The sequence below is a fragment of the Ralstonia sp. Ralssp135 genome (assembly GCF_047304345.1).
GTDB classification, from domain to species: Bacteria; Pseudomonadota; Gammaproteobacteria; order Burkholderiales; family Burkholderiaceae; genus Ralstonia; species Ralstonia chuxiongensis.
Genome location: NZ_JBGLYZ010000045.1, coordinates 20,087 through 36,962, shown reverse-complemented (window position 1 = coordinate 36,962; position 16,876 = coordinate 20,087). Strand labels below are relative to the sequence as shown.

Sequence of the window (16,876 nt, the reverse complement as noted above, 5' to 3'; positions counted from 1 at the left end):
GTACGGGCGCGGGGGCAGGGATGGCAGCCGGGGCAGGTGCCTGCGCGGCTTCGGGCGCCACTGCGGGCGTGGGTTCGGCGGCCGGTTGGGGCTCTGCCTTGCGCTTCTTCCAGAAACTAAACATCGTAAAAGGCAGTCTATTTCGCCGTTAGAATCAAGCGTCGAATTTTATCAGACAGCCCTTATGCGCTCTTCCATGCGAATCGTTTCAAACCGGGCTCGGTCGCGAGTCTGGCTATTGGCCGCGACGGCCCTGGCGGCGGGCCTGCTGGCCGGCCATGTTGGCGCGCAGGAACTGGCCGCTGCACCGGGGCGCCCGGTGGCTACCGCCAGCGGCGCCAAAGTGGGTGCCAGCCAGTCCGACACGCACGAATACAAACTGCCCAACGGGCTGCAACTGATCGTCAAGGAAGACCACCGTGCCCCCACCGTGGCGCACATGGTCTGGTATCACGCCGGCAGCATCGACGAGCACAACGGCACCACGGGTGTCGCCCACATGCTTGAGCACATGATGTTCAAGGGCACCAAGACTGTCGGCCCCGGCGAGTTCTCCCGCCGCGTGGCAGCCCTGGGCGGCCGTGAAAACGCCATGACCACGCGCGACTTCACGATGTATTTCCAGCAGATCGAGAAGTCGCACCTGGCCGATGTGATGGGGCTTGAAGCCGATCGCATGGCCAATCTCCAGCTGACCGACAAGGAGTTCAAGCCGGAGATGAACGTGGTGAAGGAGGAGCGCCGCATGCGCATCGACGACTCCGCCCGTTCCACTGTCTACGAGCAGATGCTCGCCACGCTGTTCAACGCTGCGCCGTACCGCAACCCGACCATCGGCTGGCCGGGCGACCTCGACACGATGACGGTGCAGGACGCGCAGAACTGGTACCACGCCTGGTATACGCCCAACAACGTCACCGTGATCGTCGCGGGCGATGTCAACCCCGATGAGGTTTTCCGACTGGCGCAGCGCACCTACGGCAAGCTCAAGCCGCATGCGCTGCCGCGCCGCTATGCGCAGGAAGAGCCCAAGCAGATTGGCGTGAAGCGCATCTGGGTGAAGGCGCCTGCCGAGAACCCGTACGTTGTGCTGGCGTACAAGGTGCCGCGTTTGAACGATGTGGAAAAGGACGTCGACCCGTATGCGCTGGAAGTCCTGTCGGCCGTGCTGGATGGCTATGACAACGCGCGCCTCTCGAGCCAGCTCGTCAAGGGTGAAAAGCGTATCGCCGACGATGTCAACGCCGGCTACGACGGCCTGAACCGCGGCCCCTCGATCTTCCTGATGGACGGCACGCCCGCCGACGGCCACACCACCGCCGAGATTGAACAGGCCCTGCGCGCACAGATCGAGCGCATCGCCAAGGAGGGCGTGACCGATGCCGAACTGAAGCGCGTCAAGGCGCAGGTTGTGGCCGCGCAAATCTACAAGCGCGACTCGGTGTTCGGCCAGGGCATGGAGATCGGCATGAACGAGATGAGCGGCCTGTCGTGGCGGTCCATTGATCGCCAGTTGGAGAAGATCAAGGCCGTGACGTCGGCGCAGATCCAGCACGTGGCGCAGACGTACTTCGGCGAAGACAACCTCGTCGTCGCCACGCTGCTGCCGCAACCGATCGATCCCAACAAACCGGCGCGCAAGCCTGTTCCTGGCATGCGCGAAGAAGGAGGGCTGCGTTGATGCGCGCCATGTCTCTGACCCTGAAGACGGCGCTGGTCGCCATTGTTGCCGCGGCGGCGCAGAGTGCTCTGGCCGCGCTGCCCATCGAACACTGGACAGCCCCGACCGGCGCGCGCGTGTTCTTCGTGCCGAGCCCATCGATCCCGATGCTCGACATCAATCTCGACGTGGATGCGGGTTCGCGCTATGAGCCAGCGGCGAAGGTGGGCCTCGCCTCGTTGACGGCCGGCATGCTCGATAAGGGCGTGGCTGCGCTAGGCGATGCGCCCGCGCGCGATGAAGCGGCGATTGCCGATGCGTTTGCCGATGTGGGCGCCAGCTTTGGCGGCGGTGCGGGCGGCGATCGCACCAGCCTGCGTCTGCGCACGCTGTCCGACCCTGCCGAGCGCGGCCCGGCCATCGCGCTGATGACGCAGATCGTCTCGGCGCCGACCTTCCCCGACACGGTGCTCGCGCGGGATAAGCAGCGCTTGGTGGCCGCCATCCGCGAATCGCTGACCAAGCCGTCGGTGCTGGCCGAGCGCGCGTTCGGCAAGGCCATCTACGGTACACATCCGTACGGGCAGACCGCTTCGCCGGAAACGGTGGAGAGCATCACGCGTGACGACATCGTGCGCTACTACCAGGCCAACTACACTGCCAAGCGCGCAGTGGTGACGCTGATCGGTGCGATCAGCCGTAAGGAAGCCGAGGCCATCGCCGAGCAGATCACGCGCGGCCTCCCCCCTGACGGCGCCACGCCGCCGGCGCTGCCCGACGTCAAGATGCCGCTGGCGAAAGCGGAGACGATCCGCATTCCGCATCCCGCGCAGCAGGCGACCATCATCCTCGGGCAACCGGGCATCGCGCGCGGCGATAAAGATTACTTTCCGCTGCTGGTCGGTAATTACGTGCTGGGTGGTGGTGGTTTCAGTGCGCGCCTGACCAATGAGGTGCGCGAGAAGCGCGGCCTGACGTACAGCATTGGCAGCTACTTCGCGCCCGCCGCGCAGCCCGGTCCGTTCGAGCTGGCGCTGCAGACGCGCAAGGACCAGACCGAAGAAGCGTTGGGCGTGGTGCGTGACACCGTTGCCAAGTTCGTCGCCGATGGCCCGACCGACGCGGAACTGAAAGCCGCCAAGGACAACCTCGTCAACGGTTTCCCGCTGCGCCTGGACAGCAACCGCAAGCTGCTGGACAACGTGGCCAACATCGGCTGGTACAACCTGCCGCTCGACTACCTGGACACGTGGACGCAGCGCATCGCGGCCGTCACGCGTGACCAGGTGCGTGCGGCATTCCAGCGTGCACTGCAACCGCAGACCATGGCGACGATTGTGGTGGGCGGTCCGGATAAGGCCGCCACGAACTGACGCACGGTGGCTTTATCCGAAAAACCGGCGGCATCCCCCGCCGGTTTTTGTTTGCGCTCGTTTTATGGAGCAACAGCCCCTAAAATCCCGCCCATGGCACCTCGTACCTCCAGTTCCAAAGGCCCCAAGGCCAAGACCGCCACGTCGCATGCGCGCGCACCGCAGCAGGTTCGCATCATCGGCGGGCAATACAAGCGCACGCCGCTCCCGGTGGTCGACGCCGACGGCCTGCGCCCGACCAGTGACCGCGTCCGCGAGACCGTCTTCAACTGGCTGGGTCAGGACCTGACCGGCTGGCGTTGCGCCGATATCTTTGCGGGCACCGGCGCGCTCGGCTTCGAGGCGGCTTCGCGCGGCGCCACGCACGTGACGCTCGTCGAAAACCACGCCCCGGCCGTGCGCGCTTTGCACGCCATCCGCGACAAGCTTGGCGCACGCATGGTCGACATCGTCTCCGGCGACGCCTTTGCCTGGCTCGCCCGCCAGCCCGATGCTGCGCTCGATGCGGTGTTCATCGATCCGCCGTTTGCACAGGATTGGGCACTGCGAGCATTGAAAGCCGCAGCCCGAGTGGTCAAGCCAGGAGGCGTGATCTACGTTGAAGCGGCACAGCCGTTGGTGGATGTGAGTACTGATTCACATGGCGACGAGCCGGGCGCCGGCATCGCGTTGCCTGCCGATTTGGTGCTTCACAAACACCTGCGCGCCGGTGCGGTGCATGCACATTTGCTGCTCCGCAAAAACGGTTAAACTACGCCGCTCGCAACCGATGCATGAGCATCGGGCGGCACCTGCAACGCGGGTGCGCTCGGTCGGTATCGGTGGCCCAGGCGGCAGGCTCGGGACCTGCTGCGCTCGATAACGCAATGGTGTCCGAATGCAGTACCGGCGCGGCAATGTCCCACGCCGACGCTTGCGGATGCTCTTTTCCCCTTGGTGGAGGAACCATGGTGATCGCGGTTTATCCCGGCACTTTCGATCCGTTCACGCGCGGCCACGAAGACCTCGTGCGGCGCGCGTCCAATATCTTCGACGAGCTGATCGTCGGGGTGGCACAGAGCCCGAACAAGCGGCCGTTCTTCGCGCTGGAAGAGCGCATTGAGATCGCCCGTGAAGTGCTCGGCCACTACCCGAACGTGCGAGTGGAAGGGTTTTCCGGCCTGCTCAAGGATTTCGTGCGCAAGAACAACGCGCGCGTGATCGTGCGGGGCCTGCGTGCCGTGTCGGACTTCGAGTACGAATTCCAGATGGCCGGCATGAACCGCTACCTGCTGCCGGACGTGGAAACCATGTTCCTCACACCGTCGGATCAATACCAGTTCATCTCGGGCACGTTCGTGCGCGAAATCGCCGTGCTTGGCGGTGATGTGAGCAAGTTCGTGTTCCCGTCGGTCGAAAAGTGGCTCAAGGAAAAGACCGGCAAGACGGAAGGGTCGGGGAAATCGGAATAAAATGAAGCTTTGGCGGGCGCTGGCTCGCCGGCCATTTCAAGGAAGGCACCATGGCGCTCATAATCACCGATGAGTGCATCAATTGCGACGTATGCGAGCCTGAGTGCCCCAACGGCGCGATTTCGATGGGCCCGGAGATCTACGTGATCGACCCGGGCAAATGTACCGAATGCGTCGGTCACTTTGACGAGCCTCAGTGTCAGCAGGTCTGCCCGGTGGATTGCATCCCCAAGGACCCGGCCCATGAGGAAACGCACGAGCAGTTGATGCAGAAGTACACCCAGCTCACCTCAGCACCACCACGCGCAGCGTGAGCACACAAAAAAGAGACGGCTTTGACCGTCTCTTTTCATTGGTGCCTACCGTTTCGTTGGCAGCACGCTTACTGGATCGGCAGCAGATCTTCCGGCCCTTCGTACGCGTAGCCCGGCTCGCAGACGATGCGGTAGTGCGGGTAATGCGGACGCGGCGGGCGCGGCACGATCGGTGTGGGCGCCACCGGCGCTTGCGCGAACGGCTTCGGGCCATCGCCAGGTTGGCGTAGCGCGCCCGCAGCCGGCGCGGGAGGTTGGCGGATCACCGGCATCGGCGTCGGATAGGGTTGCGGGTACGGCGCCGGGTATGGCATCGGCCCCACGTAGACGCGATGGCAGTAGCGAACGCCTTCCTGCGCAACCACCACTTTCTGCCGTTGCTCGCGGCGTGCCTGTTCCGCCGCCTGCGCGCCCATCTGGGCTTGCCGAGCGTCTTCCGCTGCCTGCGCTTTGCGGCGCGCGGTTTCCATCTGCTGCACTTCGGCGGCTTCGGCGCTGGCGCGTTCGCGGGCAGCTTTTTGATCGGCGGCGCTGGGCGTGTTGTCGATCATTGGCACGGGCTGCGCGCGCGTACCGCAGGGATGGTCGGAATAGGTCGTCTGGCCGTTCTCGCTGCAGCGATACACCTGCGCTTGCGTCGGCAGGCTGGCCGCCAAGCCGAGCGCCAGACCGGTCAGCACGGCGGCGCGTGAGGTCAGTTTGGCGAACGGTGTCATGGCGGTGTCCTCGGTGTCGGCGGATCAGCGTGCGGTGTGCAGGCGCATCATGGCTTTCTCGGCGTTGCCGGCAATCAGTTCGGGTAGCGCATCTAGGCTCTGATCGATGGCACGGTCGATGAGGTCCTGCTCTTCCTTGCGAGGCGCTTTGAGCACGAAGTTGGCGACGTCATGCTGGCCGGATGCTGCCGTGCCCGGCGGCAACAGGTTGCGCGGGTGGCCAATGCCCAGCCGCAGCCGCCAGAACTGTTGCGTGGTCAGATGTGCAGCAATGTCCTTCAGGCCGTTATGGCCACCCGAACCGCCGCCGAGCTTGAGCTTGACAGCGCCGGGCGGCAAGTCCAGTTCGTCATGCACGACCAGGATTTCATCGGGCATGACCTTGTAGAAGCGGGCCAATGCCACGGTGGCCAGGCCCGAACGGTTCATGAAGGTTTGCGGCTGCAGCAGCCACACTTCATTGCCCCAAAGGTTGGCGCGCGCGGCGTAGCCGTGAAAGCGCGTCTCGTTGCGCAGTGTCACGTTGCCCATGCGCGCGAGTTGGTCGACCAGCCAGAAGCCGGCGTTGTGTCGCGTCGTCGCATATTCGGCGCCCGGATTGCCGAGGCCGACGATGAGTTTGATCATGCGATTCGTATCAGGTTGAGGTGCAGGAAGCGCCCCTTGATCGTACAAGCATAGCTGCTTTCCGCAGCCTGGAGGCGGTGCGGCGCGCGCCGCTCAGGCAGAAAAAAAGCCCGGCGAGACAGGCTCGGCGGGCTTCTTTCGCTCGCACCGAAGTGCGAGGTGCGGCAACTTAGGCTGCCGGCTTGTCTTCGCCTGCAGCAGCGCCTTCTTCGGCGGCAGCGGACTTCTCGCCAGCCGGCACGCTGATGTTGGCAACAGCCGGGTTCTCATCGCCACCGTGGGTGAGGATGGTCACGCCCTTCGGCAGCTTCAGGTCAGCGATGTGCAGGGTCTGGCCGATTTCCAGCGTACCCAGATCCACTTCGATGAACTCGGGCAGGTCGGCCGGCAGGCACGACACTTCAACGTCGTTCAGGATGTGGTTCACGATACCGTGGCCCAGCTTCACGCCAGGAGCAGTTTCCTGATTCATGAAGTGCAGGGGCACCTTGACGTGGATCTTTTCCTTGGCCGACACGCGCTGGAAGTCGACATGCAGAACCAGTTGCTTGAACGGGTGCAGTTGGAAGTCACGCAGCAGCGCCTTTTCCACCTTGCCAGCCACTTCGATGTCGAGGATCGACGAGTGGAAGGCTTCCTTCTTCAGCGCGTGGTACAGCGCGTTGTGATCGAGTTCGATCAGCTTCGGCTCAGCGCCAGCGCCGTAAATGATGGCCGGCGTCTTGCCGGAATTGCGCAGGCGGCGGCTCGCACCAGTGCCCTGAACGCTACGCTCGAAAGCGACAACTTTCATGATTGCTCCAAACGAAAAAGACGACTCGCGACCAAGCCGTCTGGTGAACGGGGCGCCATATTGCGCCCCGCAGACACCGCAGAAGTGCCGTCTAATCGACGTTTTCTGCAGTAAAGCCTTGAATTATAACAGTAAGCCGCTCGAGTGCCGAATCATTCCGCAAACAGCGACATGATCGAGTCACCGCGCACGATGCGAGTGAAGGTTTCGGCCAGCAGCGGTGCCGTCGAGAGCTGGCGGATCTTGCCGCACTTGATGGCGTCTTCGCGCAGCGGGATGGTATCGGTCACGACCACTTCGTCGAGCGCCGAGTCTGCGATGCGGGCAGCTGCGCCACCCGACAGCACCGGATGCGTGCAATATGAAAACACTTGCTTGGCACCGCGCTCCTTGAGGACCTGCGCGGCTTTGCACAGTGTGCCGCCCGTATCGATCATGTCGTCCATGATCACGCAGTTGCGGCCGTCGACTTCACCGATGATGTTCATCACCTCAGCGACGTTAGCCTTCGGGCGACGCTTGTCGATGATCGCCAGATCCACGCCGAGTTGCTTGGCGAGTGCACGTGCACGCACCACGCCACCGACGTCAGGCGACACCACCAGCAGGTCTTCGTAGTTCTTCTTGCGCAGGTCTTCGAGCAGGATCGGCGACGCGTAAATGTTGTCGACCGGGATATCGAAGAAACCTTGGATCTGGTCAGCGTGGAGGTCCATCGTCAGCACGCGCTCGACGCCGGCGACTTCCAGCATGTTGGCCACGACCTTGGCCGTGATCGCCACGCGCGCCGAACGCGGGCGACGGTCCTGGCGGGCATAGCCGAAGTAGGGGATGGCGGCCGTGATGCGGCGGGCCGACGCGCGCTTGAGCGCATCGACCATCACCATCAGTTCCATCAGGTTGTCGTTGGTCGGGGCGCAGGTGGACTGCAGGATGAACACGTGCTTGCCGCGCACGTTCTCCTGAATCTCGACTTGGACTTCACCATCGGAGAATCGGCCGACGAGGGCCTTGCCTAGCGGAATGCCTAGGTGCTTGACGACAGCTTCGGCGAGTTTCGGGTTGGCGTTGCCGGTAAAAACCATCAAGCCTTCGCTGCTCATCGGGGCACCTGTTTTTCGACTTCAGACGCGCCGGTTAGTTGAAGCACCAACCGGGCTATTGCTGGGAACATGAGGAAGAAAATGGCAGGGGCGGAAGGATTCGAACCTACGCATGCCGGAATCAAAATCCGGTGCCTTAACCAGCTTGGCGACGCCCCTACACAACCTATCGGTTACCGCCTCCATTGCAGAAGCGATAACTGCAAACCTTACACAGCAAATCTTGCGAGCGGGTGATGCGTCAGACCTGCCGCACACCGACCTTCCCATTCGGAAGGCACCTGATCCGCTACCGCTTGCGCATGCTCGACGTTCTCGAACGGAGCAAACACGCAGGCACCGGATCCGGTCATTCTTGCCAGAGGGCTGAATTGACGCAGCCAGACAAGTGCTCGGGCGATTTCGCCGTATTTCCTTTCCGCCACTGCTTGCAGGTCGTTGCGACCGTAAGCGAAAACAATTTGTTGGTCAGGAAAGTCCGTAATTATGGTGAGTGGCGTATCGCGTGTCAACCCTTCATCGGAAAAAATTGCGGGGGTGGGCACATGCACGCGTGGGTGAATCACCACGAAGGCGGCCGGCGGCAGCGTGATGGGCGTGAGTTCTTCGCCGATGCCCTCGGCGAAGGCGTTCTGGCCGAACACAAAGAAGGGTACGTCGGCGCCGAGCTTGAGGCCGATCGCCATCAGTTGCGTGCGCGGCAGGTCAAGGCCCCAGAGGCGATTGAGCGCAAGCAGCGTGGTGGCGGCATCAGACGAGCCACCGCCAATGCCACCGCCCATCGGCAGGCGTTTCTCGATGGCGATATCGACGCCGTAGGTGCAGCCCGTTTCCGCTTGCAGCAAGCGCGCGGCGCGGATCACGAGGTCGTCACCGGCGGGCACGCCCGGGATATCGGTGATGCGCACGAGACGGCCGTCGGTGCGGCGCGTGAAATGCAGCGTGTCGCACCAGTCGATCAACTGGAAGACGGTTTGCAGCAGATGATAGCCATCGGGCCGGCGGCCAACCACGTGCAGGAAGAGGTTGAGCTTGGCGGGCGCTGGGCAATCACGCAGCTCGACGGGTGCGGAAGACATGACGAAGCGAGGCGTTACCGGTCGAGCACGAGCCGCACCGAGAGCGGGCCATTGGTGCCCTGCGGGCGGTCAAGATCGAGTCGGCGGATGCCGACCTTGGCGCCGTCGGCATTATTGCCGTCGTCAGTCCAGGCGACGTAGTGGACAGTCCAGCCATTCTGCTCAATGGTTTCGGGGCGCAATTGCGCATCACGTGCCACGCGTGCCGGTGTGCCGGGAGCGGGGCGGGCGCGCAGCCAGTCGCGCAGGCCCGAGACCGGCAGCGAAAAGCCGAGCGCATCCTGCATCAGCGCGTCGACTTCGGGGGCGCGGCGCGGCGGCTGGTTCGGCAGTTCGAGCGTGGCGCCCTGGTTGCTCTGGCTGACGATGGCCAGCGTCTGGCCCAGCGGCGACATTAGCTCAAGCTGCACGTCGGGTCCGCGCTCACGCCAGAGGAAGCTGCCGACGGCGCTTTGCTCGGCATTGTTCTGCGTGTAATGGGCTGAAAAGCGACCCTGATAGCGCGTGATGGTGGCATCGGCGTCTTGCGCACCGGCGAAAAGATCGTTGGCTGGCCGCAAGTTTGCGCAGCCGCTGAACAGCGCGCAGCCAGCGCCGAGCATCAGCGCGCCAAGCGCGCGCGTGAACCGCATCGCCATCAATTTGCGCTCACGGGAACATTGGGCACCGGCTGGCCGAAGCGGCGCAGCGTGTCGCGCAGCGTGGTGTCGTTCACGTCCAGCTTGGACGCTTCGGTCCAGACCTGGCGCGCGTCGTCCTGCTTGCCCGATTGCCACAGCACTTCGCCCAGGTGCGCGCCGATTTCGGCTTGCGGGGCGGCAGCCCACGCCTTGCGCAGGATATCTGTGGCGGCGGGCAGATCGCCGCGACGGTATTTGACCCAGCCCAGGCTGTCGGCAATGTAGGGATCATCCGGCGCCAGCGACACGGCTTTCTCCAGCAGCTCCTGCGCTTCCTGCAGGCGCACATTGCGATCGGCCAGCGAGTAGCCGAGCGCGTTGTAGCCGATGGCTTGGCCGGGGCGCAGGTCGATCACCTTGCGCAGCAGCGTTTCCATGTTGTCGTAGTGCCCGTCGTGCTCTTCGAGCATCGCCAGTTGGTACGTGTATTCGACGTTGTCCGGATCGCTCTTGAGCAGCTCGTTGACGCGGGCGCGGGCGCGGCCGTAAGCCTTGGCGTCCATCAGCATGCCAATTTCTGCCTGGCGGATGCCGTCCATCAGGGCCTGGCGGCGCGGGCCATCGGGCACATCTTCGGAATCGGCGACGAGCTCGTCGAAGGTCTGCTGTGCCTCGTCGATGCGGCGCAGCCTGCCGAGCAGCTGGCCGCGCTTGATGCCCGCTGCCAGTGCGGTCTGGCCATCGGCGTCGCCGTTGGCGGAACCGGTGATCTTGTCGACCCAGCCCAGCGCGGCGGCGTAGTCGTGCTTTTCTTCAGCCAGCTGGGCGAGGCCCTGGTAGCCAGGTTCGGGGCTCAGCGTGGGCGACTTGGCGGTGGCGGCGACGTACTCCCTCAGATAACGCTCGGCGTCGTCGTACTGGCGCTGCTGCAGGTTCAGCAGGCCCAGGGCAAGCGTGATGCGCGCATCGTTGGGTGCGATCTTCTTGAGCGCTTCGAATTCAGCGCGCGCCTTGTCTTGCTGATTGCGCATGAGGTACATGCGGGCGAGCGTCAGATGGCCGTCGATGGACGCTGGCGCGGCTTTCAGGAAGCTGCGCAGGCCAGCGATGGCGGCATCGGGATCGCCGTCGGCACGCAGTTCGGCAGCGAGGATGGCGGCGTCTTCATAACCGGGGCGCAGCTTGAGCGCTGTGTCCAGTTCCGTCAGTGCGCCGGGGAGATCCTTGGCGGCAACCTTCGCGCGGGCCAAGGCCAGATGCGTTTCGGGGCGCTGCATGTCATGCGAGGCGATGCGCTGCAGCGCGCCTACGGCACCCGCCGGATCGCTGCTCTTGGACATCTGCTGCTGCAATTGCAGCAGGGCATCGGCACGCTGGCCGGGCGAGACCTTGTTCAACTGCGCTTGCAGCAGCGATTCGACTTCCGGCCACTGGCCCGTGGCAACCAGCAGGAGCTGCTGCACCTGGCGTGCCGGCATGGATGTCGGTGATAGCTCCACCCACAGGCGCGCGGCGTTCAGGGCTTGCGCGGGGGAGCGTGTCAGAAATGCGATTTCCGTGGCGCGCTGGGCAAAGCGGGGGTCGCGCGTCTCCTGTGCGAGGGAGAGGTAGGTGCGGTACGCCGGTTCGACCAGCCCGCGCTGCAGCGACACTTCAGATGCCAGCACGCGGTACATGATGTCTTCAGTGAGCGCGACGCGCGGCAGATCAGTGCGCTCCGAACTCAGTAGACCAGTGCGCGGGCGCGAGCGCTCAATCTGGATGGCTGCGCGGCCGCCTGTGCCGCTTTCCTGCGCCACTTGGGCAATGAGCGGTGCACTGGCAGCCGACTGCGACGACCAGGCCGGCAGGCTCATCAGCCCTCCCGCCACCAGCGCGGCCAGGAGGGCCGTTCGGCTGCGCGGAAATCGCTGCGGGCGTTGCATCGCAGGCGAACGGGAGAGGGCGTGAGGCATGGTCTCGAAGCTCCGGATAAGGGTTCAGGGCATTGTAGCCTGACCGCTACAATCGCCCGCATCGTAAAAAAGGTTGGAGCAGCACATGGGATGGAGGTTCGATGCCTGAGTTGCCGGAGGTCGAGGTCACTCGCCTGGGTTTGCTACCGCATATTACGGGGCGACGTATTGTGCGCGCCGTGGTGCGCCATCACGGCTTGCGCTGGCCTATTGATCCGGCGTTGCCGGAGTTGCTCGCGGGCCTCACTGTCACGCGCTTGCTGCGCCGGGGTAAATACCTGCTCATCGAATGCATGCCCGCGGTAAGCCAATCCGCAAGCCACGCCGATGCCGCAGGCGGCTGGCTGTTGATCCACCTGGGCATGACCGGCACGTTGCGCGTGCTGGAGGCGCCCGTGCCGCCCGGCCCACACGATCACGTCGATATCGAGCTTGCCGACGCAACTGGCGTACGCATCACACTGCGCTATCGAGACCCGCGCCGCTTTGGTGCCGTGCTTTGGCACGCCGGGGACGAAGCCGGCTTGGCCGAACACCCGCTGCTGCGCAATCTCGGCATTGAGCCGTTCGATGCGCGATTCGACGGCGACTGGATGTTTGCCCGCACGCGGGGGCGCCGGGTTGCCATCAAGTCGGCGCTGTTGGCAGGCGACATCGTGGTCGGCGTGGGCAATATTTATTGTTCGGAGAGTCTGTTCCGCGCCGGTATCCGGCCGACCACGGCGGCGGGCCGCATCAGCCGGCCACGCTATGCGGCGCTGGCCGAGGCCATTCGCGCCACGCTGGCCGATGCCATCGCACGGGGCGGCAGCACGCTGCGCGATTTTGTCGGGTCAGACGGACAGAGCGGCTACTTCCAGCTCGAAGCCTTCGTTTACGACCGCGCTGGTCTGCCGTGCCGCGTGTGCGGCACGCCGATCCGCCAGATTGTCCAGGGGCAGCGCTCCACTTTCTACTGCCCGACCTGCCAGCGCTGATCGGCCTGCCAAGGGCATCGAAAGCCGCCTGAAAACGTGGTGCTGGAGCGATCTGGCCGCCATTTCGCAAGGTTTTTGAAGTGGGGTGTCCGGCCGCCGATGGTATCCCGCAACACTTGTCTGCCCGGGCTAGAGAACCTTGCGGAAAGTTCGCCCGGAAGCTGGCGGTTCGCTGTATCGTTCCACCTAAATTTGTGCATTTCTGTGCCGTAATTGGGCGGAACAGTGATGTCAAGGGGCGCGCGCATTTTTCTTTGCGGTCGGGTCGCGCACACAATAAGACAGAACGATGAACAACACACTGAGCACACAGTTCGAGCAGTACAGCGCCTGGCGCGCTTCGGTACTGCAGTCGGTGGGGGAATTCCAAGACTGGCTGCAAGCCCAGGAGCTGTACGACGCCCAGGCTGACATGCGCGCGCAGCGCATCCGCGGCGTCCTGCGCAGCGACAAACTGAAGGTTGCCTTCATTGCCGAGTTCTCGCGCGGCAAGAGCGAACTGATCAACGCCATCTTCTTTGCGGATTTTGGCCGCCGCATTTTGCCGTCGTCGGCGGGCCGGACCACGATGTGTCCGACCGAACTGATGTACGACGAAAGCTATCCGCCGTCGATCCGCCTGCTGCCGATCGAGACGCGTCTGCATGATGCATCGACGGCCGATTTTCGCGATGCGGGCAGCCACTGGCTGTCAGTGCCGCTCGATCCGTCGTCGCCCGAGGGCATGCTCGAAGCGTTCCGCCACGTGGTGGAAACCGTGCGTGTGCCCAAGGAAGAAGCTGAACAACTGGGTCTCTATAACGACGCCGATCCTGACGCCGCGTTCTCGGTGGATGCCGCAGGCACGGTCGAAGTGTCGAAGTGGCGTCACGCGATCATCAATTTCCCGCACCCGATGCTCAAGCAGGGGCTGGTGATTCTGGATACGCCGGGCCTGAACGCCATCGGTACCGAGCCGGAACTGACGCTGCGCCTGATTCCCGATGCGCATGTCGTCGTGTTCGTGCTGGCAGCGGATGCCGGCGTGACCAAGAGCGACCTGGAGCTGTGGCGCTCGCACGTGGGCGGCGGCCAGCGCAAAGGCTGCATCGCGGTGCTCAACAAGGTCGATGGCCTGTGGGATCCGCTCAAGTCCGAAGAGGAAGTCGAGAACGAAGTCAGCCGCCAGATCATGACGACGGCGCAGGTGCTCGATATCGATGTCGAGCGCGTGTATCCGGTGTCGGCGCAGAAGGGCCTGGTGGCCAAGGTCAGCCATGACCATGAGCTGCTGGCCAAGAGCCGGCTGCCGGAGCTGGAGTCGGTGCTGTCGGATCAGCTGATTCCGCAGCGTCGCGAGATCGTCACCGAGCAAGTGCAACTGGCGGTGAAGGACATGGCCACCGGCGCGCAGCAACTGCTGCAGATGCGCCGCCGCGACATCGTCGAGCAGTTGTTCGAGCTGCGCGGCCTGCGCGGCAAGAACCACACGATGGTCAAGCACATGCTGATGCGCGTGCAGGGCGAGAAGGAAGAGTTCGAGCAGAGCATCGCCAAGTTTCAGGCGCTGCGTACGGTGTTCGGCCGACACAGCGCAGAGATCATCAAGAGTGTGCAGCTCAAGCAGATCCGCTCGACGATGCGCGAAGCACGCGAGAAGATGAAGGAGCGCGTGTTCTCGCGCGGCCTGCGCGACGACATGGACAAGCTCTTCGGCCACCTGACGGGCCTGGTGCGAGATGCCGCCAACCGCATCGACCAACTGCACCAGATGGTCGATGGCATGTACAAGAAGTTCAACGCCGAGCACGGCTTCACGCTGTCGCCGCCGCTGCGCTTCCTGGGCACGCGCTATGACGCCGATCTGAAAGAAACGCTGATGCTCGCGCACAACCACTTTGGCGCGTTCAGCTTCCTGACCCGTCCGAAGCCGCAACTCGTGCATGGTGCGTTCTCGACGGTGGCCAGCCGCGTGCTGGATACCTTCCAGGACATGAACCGCGACATCGAGATTTGGCTGAAGTCGGTCATGACGCCGCTCGAAGCGCAGGTGCGCGATCACCAGAAGCAACTGCGCAAGCGCGTCGATTCGATCGAGCGCATTCACGAGGCGACCGATACGCTGGAAGCGCGCATTACTGAACTCGAAGCGCTGCTCAATACGCTGGATGAGCGCAGCGGCACGATTGCCCAGTACACCGATCGCATTCTCGCGGCCGGAACGATTCTGGAGCGGCAGTCATTCGCGGCCTGACGCGCATCGCTGGTCACGGAGAAGGCGCCTGAGGGCGCCTTTTTTGTTCTGGTAGGATCGCCGCCAGCGCGCATCTTCTGCTCGCCGCTTCCTCAACACACGCATGACCGCCACCCCTCGCCGCACGCGCCGCGCCGCGCAACCTGCTGCCGTATTGCCTTCGCTCCCCGATGATTTTGCCGTGCGCGTCATCGCATGGCAGCAGCGTCATGGCCGCCACCATTTGCCGTGGCAGAACACCGGCGACGCATATCGCACGTGGCTGTCAGAGATCATGCTGCAGCAGACGCAGGTGAGCGCAGTGCTGGGCTACTACGCACGCTTCATCGAGCGCTTCCCGACCGTGCAGGCGCTGGCCGCTGCGCCTGCAGACGACGTGATGGCTGCGTGGGCCGGTCTCGGTTACTACACGCGTGCGCGAAACCTGCATCGCTGCGCGCAGATCGTGGTGGCGGAGCACGGCGGCATCTTCCCGCGCGATCCCGACGTGTTGGCGACGCTGCCGGGCATCGGCCGCTCGACCGCGGCGGCTATCGCAGCGTTTTCGTACGGCGTGCGTGCGGCCATTCTGGACGGCAACGTCAAGCGCGTGTTTGCGCGTGTGTTCGGCATCGATGGCTTTCCTGGCGACAAGCGCGTGGAAGACACGATGTGGCGCATCGCCGAAGCCGTACTGCCGCGGGCCGAAGGCATTCAGCCGTACACGCAGGGTTTGATGGACCTGGGGGCCACCGTTTGCACGCGCGGCAAACCGGCATGCCTGACCGGCGAACGCGCCTGTCCGCTCGAATCGCTATGCGAAGCGCGCAGTACCGATCGCGTGATGGAATTGCCCGTGCCGCGCCCGCGTAAGGTGATACCCGAGCGTGCAGCGACACTTGTCATCGCGCTGCACGCCGACGCGGTCCTGCTGCAGCGTCGGCCGCAACGGGGCATCTGGGGTGGATTGTGGTCTTTGCCGCTGGTGGGTGAGATGGACGACGCGCTCGACGCGCATCCGTTGGATGTGGGCACGGTGCGTAGTGCCGCGCAGGCATATGGTGCGGTCTCGACCGTGGAAATGGCTGGCGCGCTCACGCACACCTTCACGCATTTCCGCCTGCATATGCACTTGCTTCGCGCAGAGATCGCCACGCCCGCCGCGCTCGACGAAGACTGGCGTTGGGTACCGCTCGCGCAACTCAATTCGGTGGGATTGCCTGCGCCGGTGAAGTTGGCGCTGGAGACGCTGGTGCAGCCAAGCCTGATCTAGCCAGTTCGGCCGGGCTTGGCTGATACGGCATCACAGAATGTGATGCTGCTTCATGTACCGATGGACGATCTCGATGCGCATGCCGGCATCCATCAGTTCCATCAACTTCTGCTTGGCTTTGAGCGGCACCGGCAGCAGTTCACAAAGTCGATTTGCGACCCAGCTGGGGCTGGTCCACTCGTAGGGCTCCGCCATCGGGACGTTGCCATCTTCGCGTGATCCGAGTGTGGTGATGATGCGGCGCAGGGCGCCCACGCAATCGTCGAAAAGTTCGCCCTTGCAGTCTTCCACGTCTGCGCCGATGGGCTCGACCGTGCCGCGCATGAGGCCGTCGGGCGTAGTCTCGAACGAAAGCACCTTGAAGCGCTGCGTGCCGCGCACCTTGATCATGAGCAGGCCGAGTTGCTCCATGTCGCATTCGACGATGTGGGCGATGCAGCCGACGTCGACCGGTACGGTTGGGCCATCCGTGACGGCAGCTTCGTTGCCGCGCTCGATCAGGCAGACACCGAACGGCGTCTTGTCGCGCAGGCACGTGCGCACCATGTCGATGTAGCGGGCTTCGAAAATGCGTAGCGGGAGAAGGCCGCCGGGAAACAGCACCGTGTGCAACGGAAACAGCGGCAGCTCGGTGGGCAGCGGCGGCAGCGGCGAGAACGGTGAGAGAGCGATGTCTTCTTGCATGGACGGGCTTTCAGCAGACGGCGGCAAGACTTTCGCGTG

16 protein-coding genes and 1 tRNA gene are annotated in these 16,876 nt (G+C 64.0%); 8 read left to right on the top strand and 9 right to left on the bottom strand.

The genetic code is table 11. The annotated features are described in order from the left end of the window. The first annotated feature begins 184 nt into the window (after positions 1-184). The 5 genes from ACCD03_RS22480 (at position 185) to ACCD03_RS22460 (ending at position 4,798) form a co-directional block, all read left to right on the top strand. Complete coding sequence (locus ACCD03_RS22480; RefSeq protein WP_413412930.1) at positions 185-1,681, top strand: M16 family metallopeptidase; 1,497 nt, start codon at positions 185-187, stop codon at positions 1,679-1,681. Continuing rightward, positions 1,681-3,033 carry a M16 family metallopeptidase gene (locus ACCD03_RS22475; protein ID WP_413412929.1) on the top strand — a complete coding sequence of 451 codons (1,353 nt, stop codon included), beginning with the start codon at positions 1,681-1,683 and terminating at the stop codon, positions 3,031-3,033. The genes ACCD03_RS22480 and ACCD03_RS22475 overlap by 1 nt, the downstream gene beginning before the upstream one ends. Before the next feature lie 93 nt (positions 3,034-3,126). Then, positions 3,127-3,783 carry a 16S rRNA (guanine(966)-N(2))-methyltransferase RsmD gene (rsmD, locus tag ACCD03_RS22470; RefSeq protein ID WP_413412928.1) on the top strand — a complete coding sequence of 219 codons (657 nt, stop codon included), beginning with the start codon at positions 3,127-3,129 and terminating at the stop codon, positions 3,781-3,783. A 197-nt stretch (positions 3,784-3,980) separates the two neighbouring features. Beyond that, positions 3,981-4,484, top strand: coding sequence for a pantetheine-phosphate adenylyltransferase (coaD, locus tag ACCD03_RS22465; protein ID WP_045202498.1), 504 nt, complete (start codon positions 3,981-3,983; stop codon positions 4,482-4,484). 50 nt (positions 4,485-4,534) lie between these two features. After that, positions 4,535-4,798 (top strand): YfhL family 4Fe-4S dicluster ferredoxin, encoded by a 264-nt coding sequence (locus ACCD03_RS22460; protein ID WP_004633424.1) that lies wholly within the window; start codon positions 4,535-4,537, stop codon positions 4,796-4,798. Positions 4,799-4,866: 68 nt separating this feature from the next. Here the strand turns inward: ACCD03_RS22460 and ACCD03_RS22455 are convergent, their stop codons facing one another. The 8 genes from ACCD03_RS22455 to ACCD03_RS22420 form a co-directional block, all read right to left on the bottom strand. Next, positions 4,867-5,514 carry a DUF4124 domain-containing protein gene (locus tag ACCD03_RS22455; protein ID WP_413412927.1) on the bottom strand — a complete coding sequence of 216 codons (648 nt, stop codon included), beginning with the start codon at positions 5,512-5,514 and terminating at the stop codon, positions 4,867-4,869. 24 nt (positions 5,515-5,538) lie between these two features. Then, positions 5,539-6,141, bottom strand: a complete 603-nt coding sequence (gene pth, locus ACCD03_RS22450; protein WP_413412926.1) for an aminoacyl-tRNA hydrolase — start codon at positions 6,139-6,141, stop codon at positions 5,539-5,541. A 169-nt stretch (positions 6,142-6,310) separates the two neighbouring features. Beyond that, a complete protein-coding gene (locus tag ACCD03_RS22445) occupies positions 6,311-6,934 on the bottom strand; it encodes a 50S ribosomal protein L25/general stress protein Ctc (protein WP_024976725.1) in 624 nt (207 codons plus the stop codon). Between the two features lie 152 nt (positions 6,935-7,086). After that, positions 7,087-8,037, bottom strand: coding sequence for a ribose-phosphate pyrophosphokinase (locus tag ACCD03_RS22440; protein WP_004633415.1), 951 nt, complete (start codon positions 8,035-8,037; stop codon positions 7,087-7,089). Positions 8,038-8,119: 82 nt separating this feature from the next. Continuing rightward, positions 8,120-8,196 (bottom strand) — tRNA-Gln (locus tag ACCD03_RS22435). A gap of 50 nt (positions 8,197-8,246) precedes the next feature. Beyond that, positions 8,247-9,116: a 4-(cytidine 5'-diphospho)-2-C-methyl-D-erythritol kinase gene (ispE, locus tag ACCD03_RS22430; RefSeq protein WP_413412925.1), complete on the bottom strand. Its 870-nt coding sequence runs from the start codon at positions 9,114-9,116 to the stop codon at positions 8,247-8,249. 14 nt (positions 9,117-9,130) lie between these two features. Next, a complete protein-coding gene (gene lolB / locus ACCD03_RS22425) occupies positions 9,131-9,754 on the bottom strand; it encodes a lipoprotein insertase outer membrane protein LolB (RefSeq protein ID WP_413412924.1) in 624 nt (207 codons plus the stop codon). After that, on the bottom strand, positions 9,754-11,691 hold the full coding sequence (locus ACCD03_RS22420; protein ID WP_413412923.1) for a tetratricopeptide repeat protein: 1,938 nt from the start codon (positions 11,689-11,691) through the stop codon (positions 9,754-9,756). Before ACCD03_RS22420 ends, lolB begins: the two co-directional genes overlap by 1 nt. Positions 11,692-11,792: 101 nt before the next feature. Between ACCD03_RS22420 and mutM the strand changes: the two genes are divergently transcribed. From mutM to mutY, 3 genes are all read left to right on the top strand, one after another. Continuing rightward, on the top strand, positions 11,793-12,668 hold the full coding sequence (gene mutM, locus ACCD03_RS22415; protein WP_316677887.1) for a bifunctional DNA-formamidopyrimidine glycosylase/DNA-(apurinic or apyrimidinic site) lyase: 876 nt from the start codon (positions 11,793-11,795) through the stop codon (positions 12,666-12,668). Between the two features lie 289 nt (positions 12,669-12,957). Next, on the top strand, positions 12,958-14,901 hold the full coding sequence (locus ACCD03_RS22410; protein WP_325648617.1) for a dynamin-like GTPase family protein: 1,944 nt from the start codon (positions 12,958-12,960) through the stop codon (positions 14,899-14,901). A gap of 103 nt (positions 14,902-15,004) precedes the next feature. Then, positions 15,005-16,153 (top strand): A/G-specific adenine glycosylase, encoded by a 1,149-nt coding sequence (gene mutY / locus ACCD03_RS22405; protein ID WP_082075974.1) that lies wholly within the window; start codon positions 15,005-15,007, stop codon positions 16,151-16,153. Between the two features lie 30 nt (positions 16,154-16,183). Here the strand turns inward: mutY and ACCD03_RS22400 are convergent, their stop codons facing one another. Further along, entirely contained in the window at positions 16,184-16,837 is a 654-nt protein-coding gene (locus ACCD03_RS22400; protein WP_045202508.1) for an LON peptidase substrate-binding domain-containing protein, read from the bottom strand. Positions 16,838-16,876 lie beyond the last annotated feature (39 nt).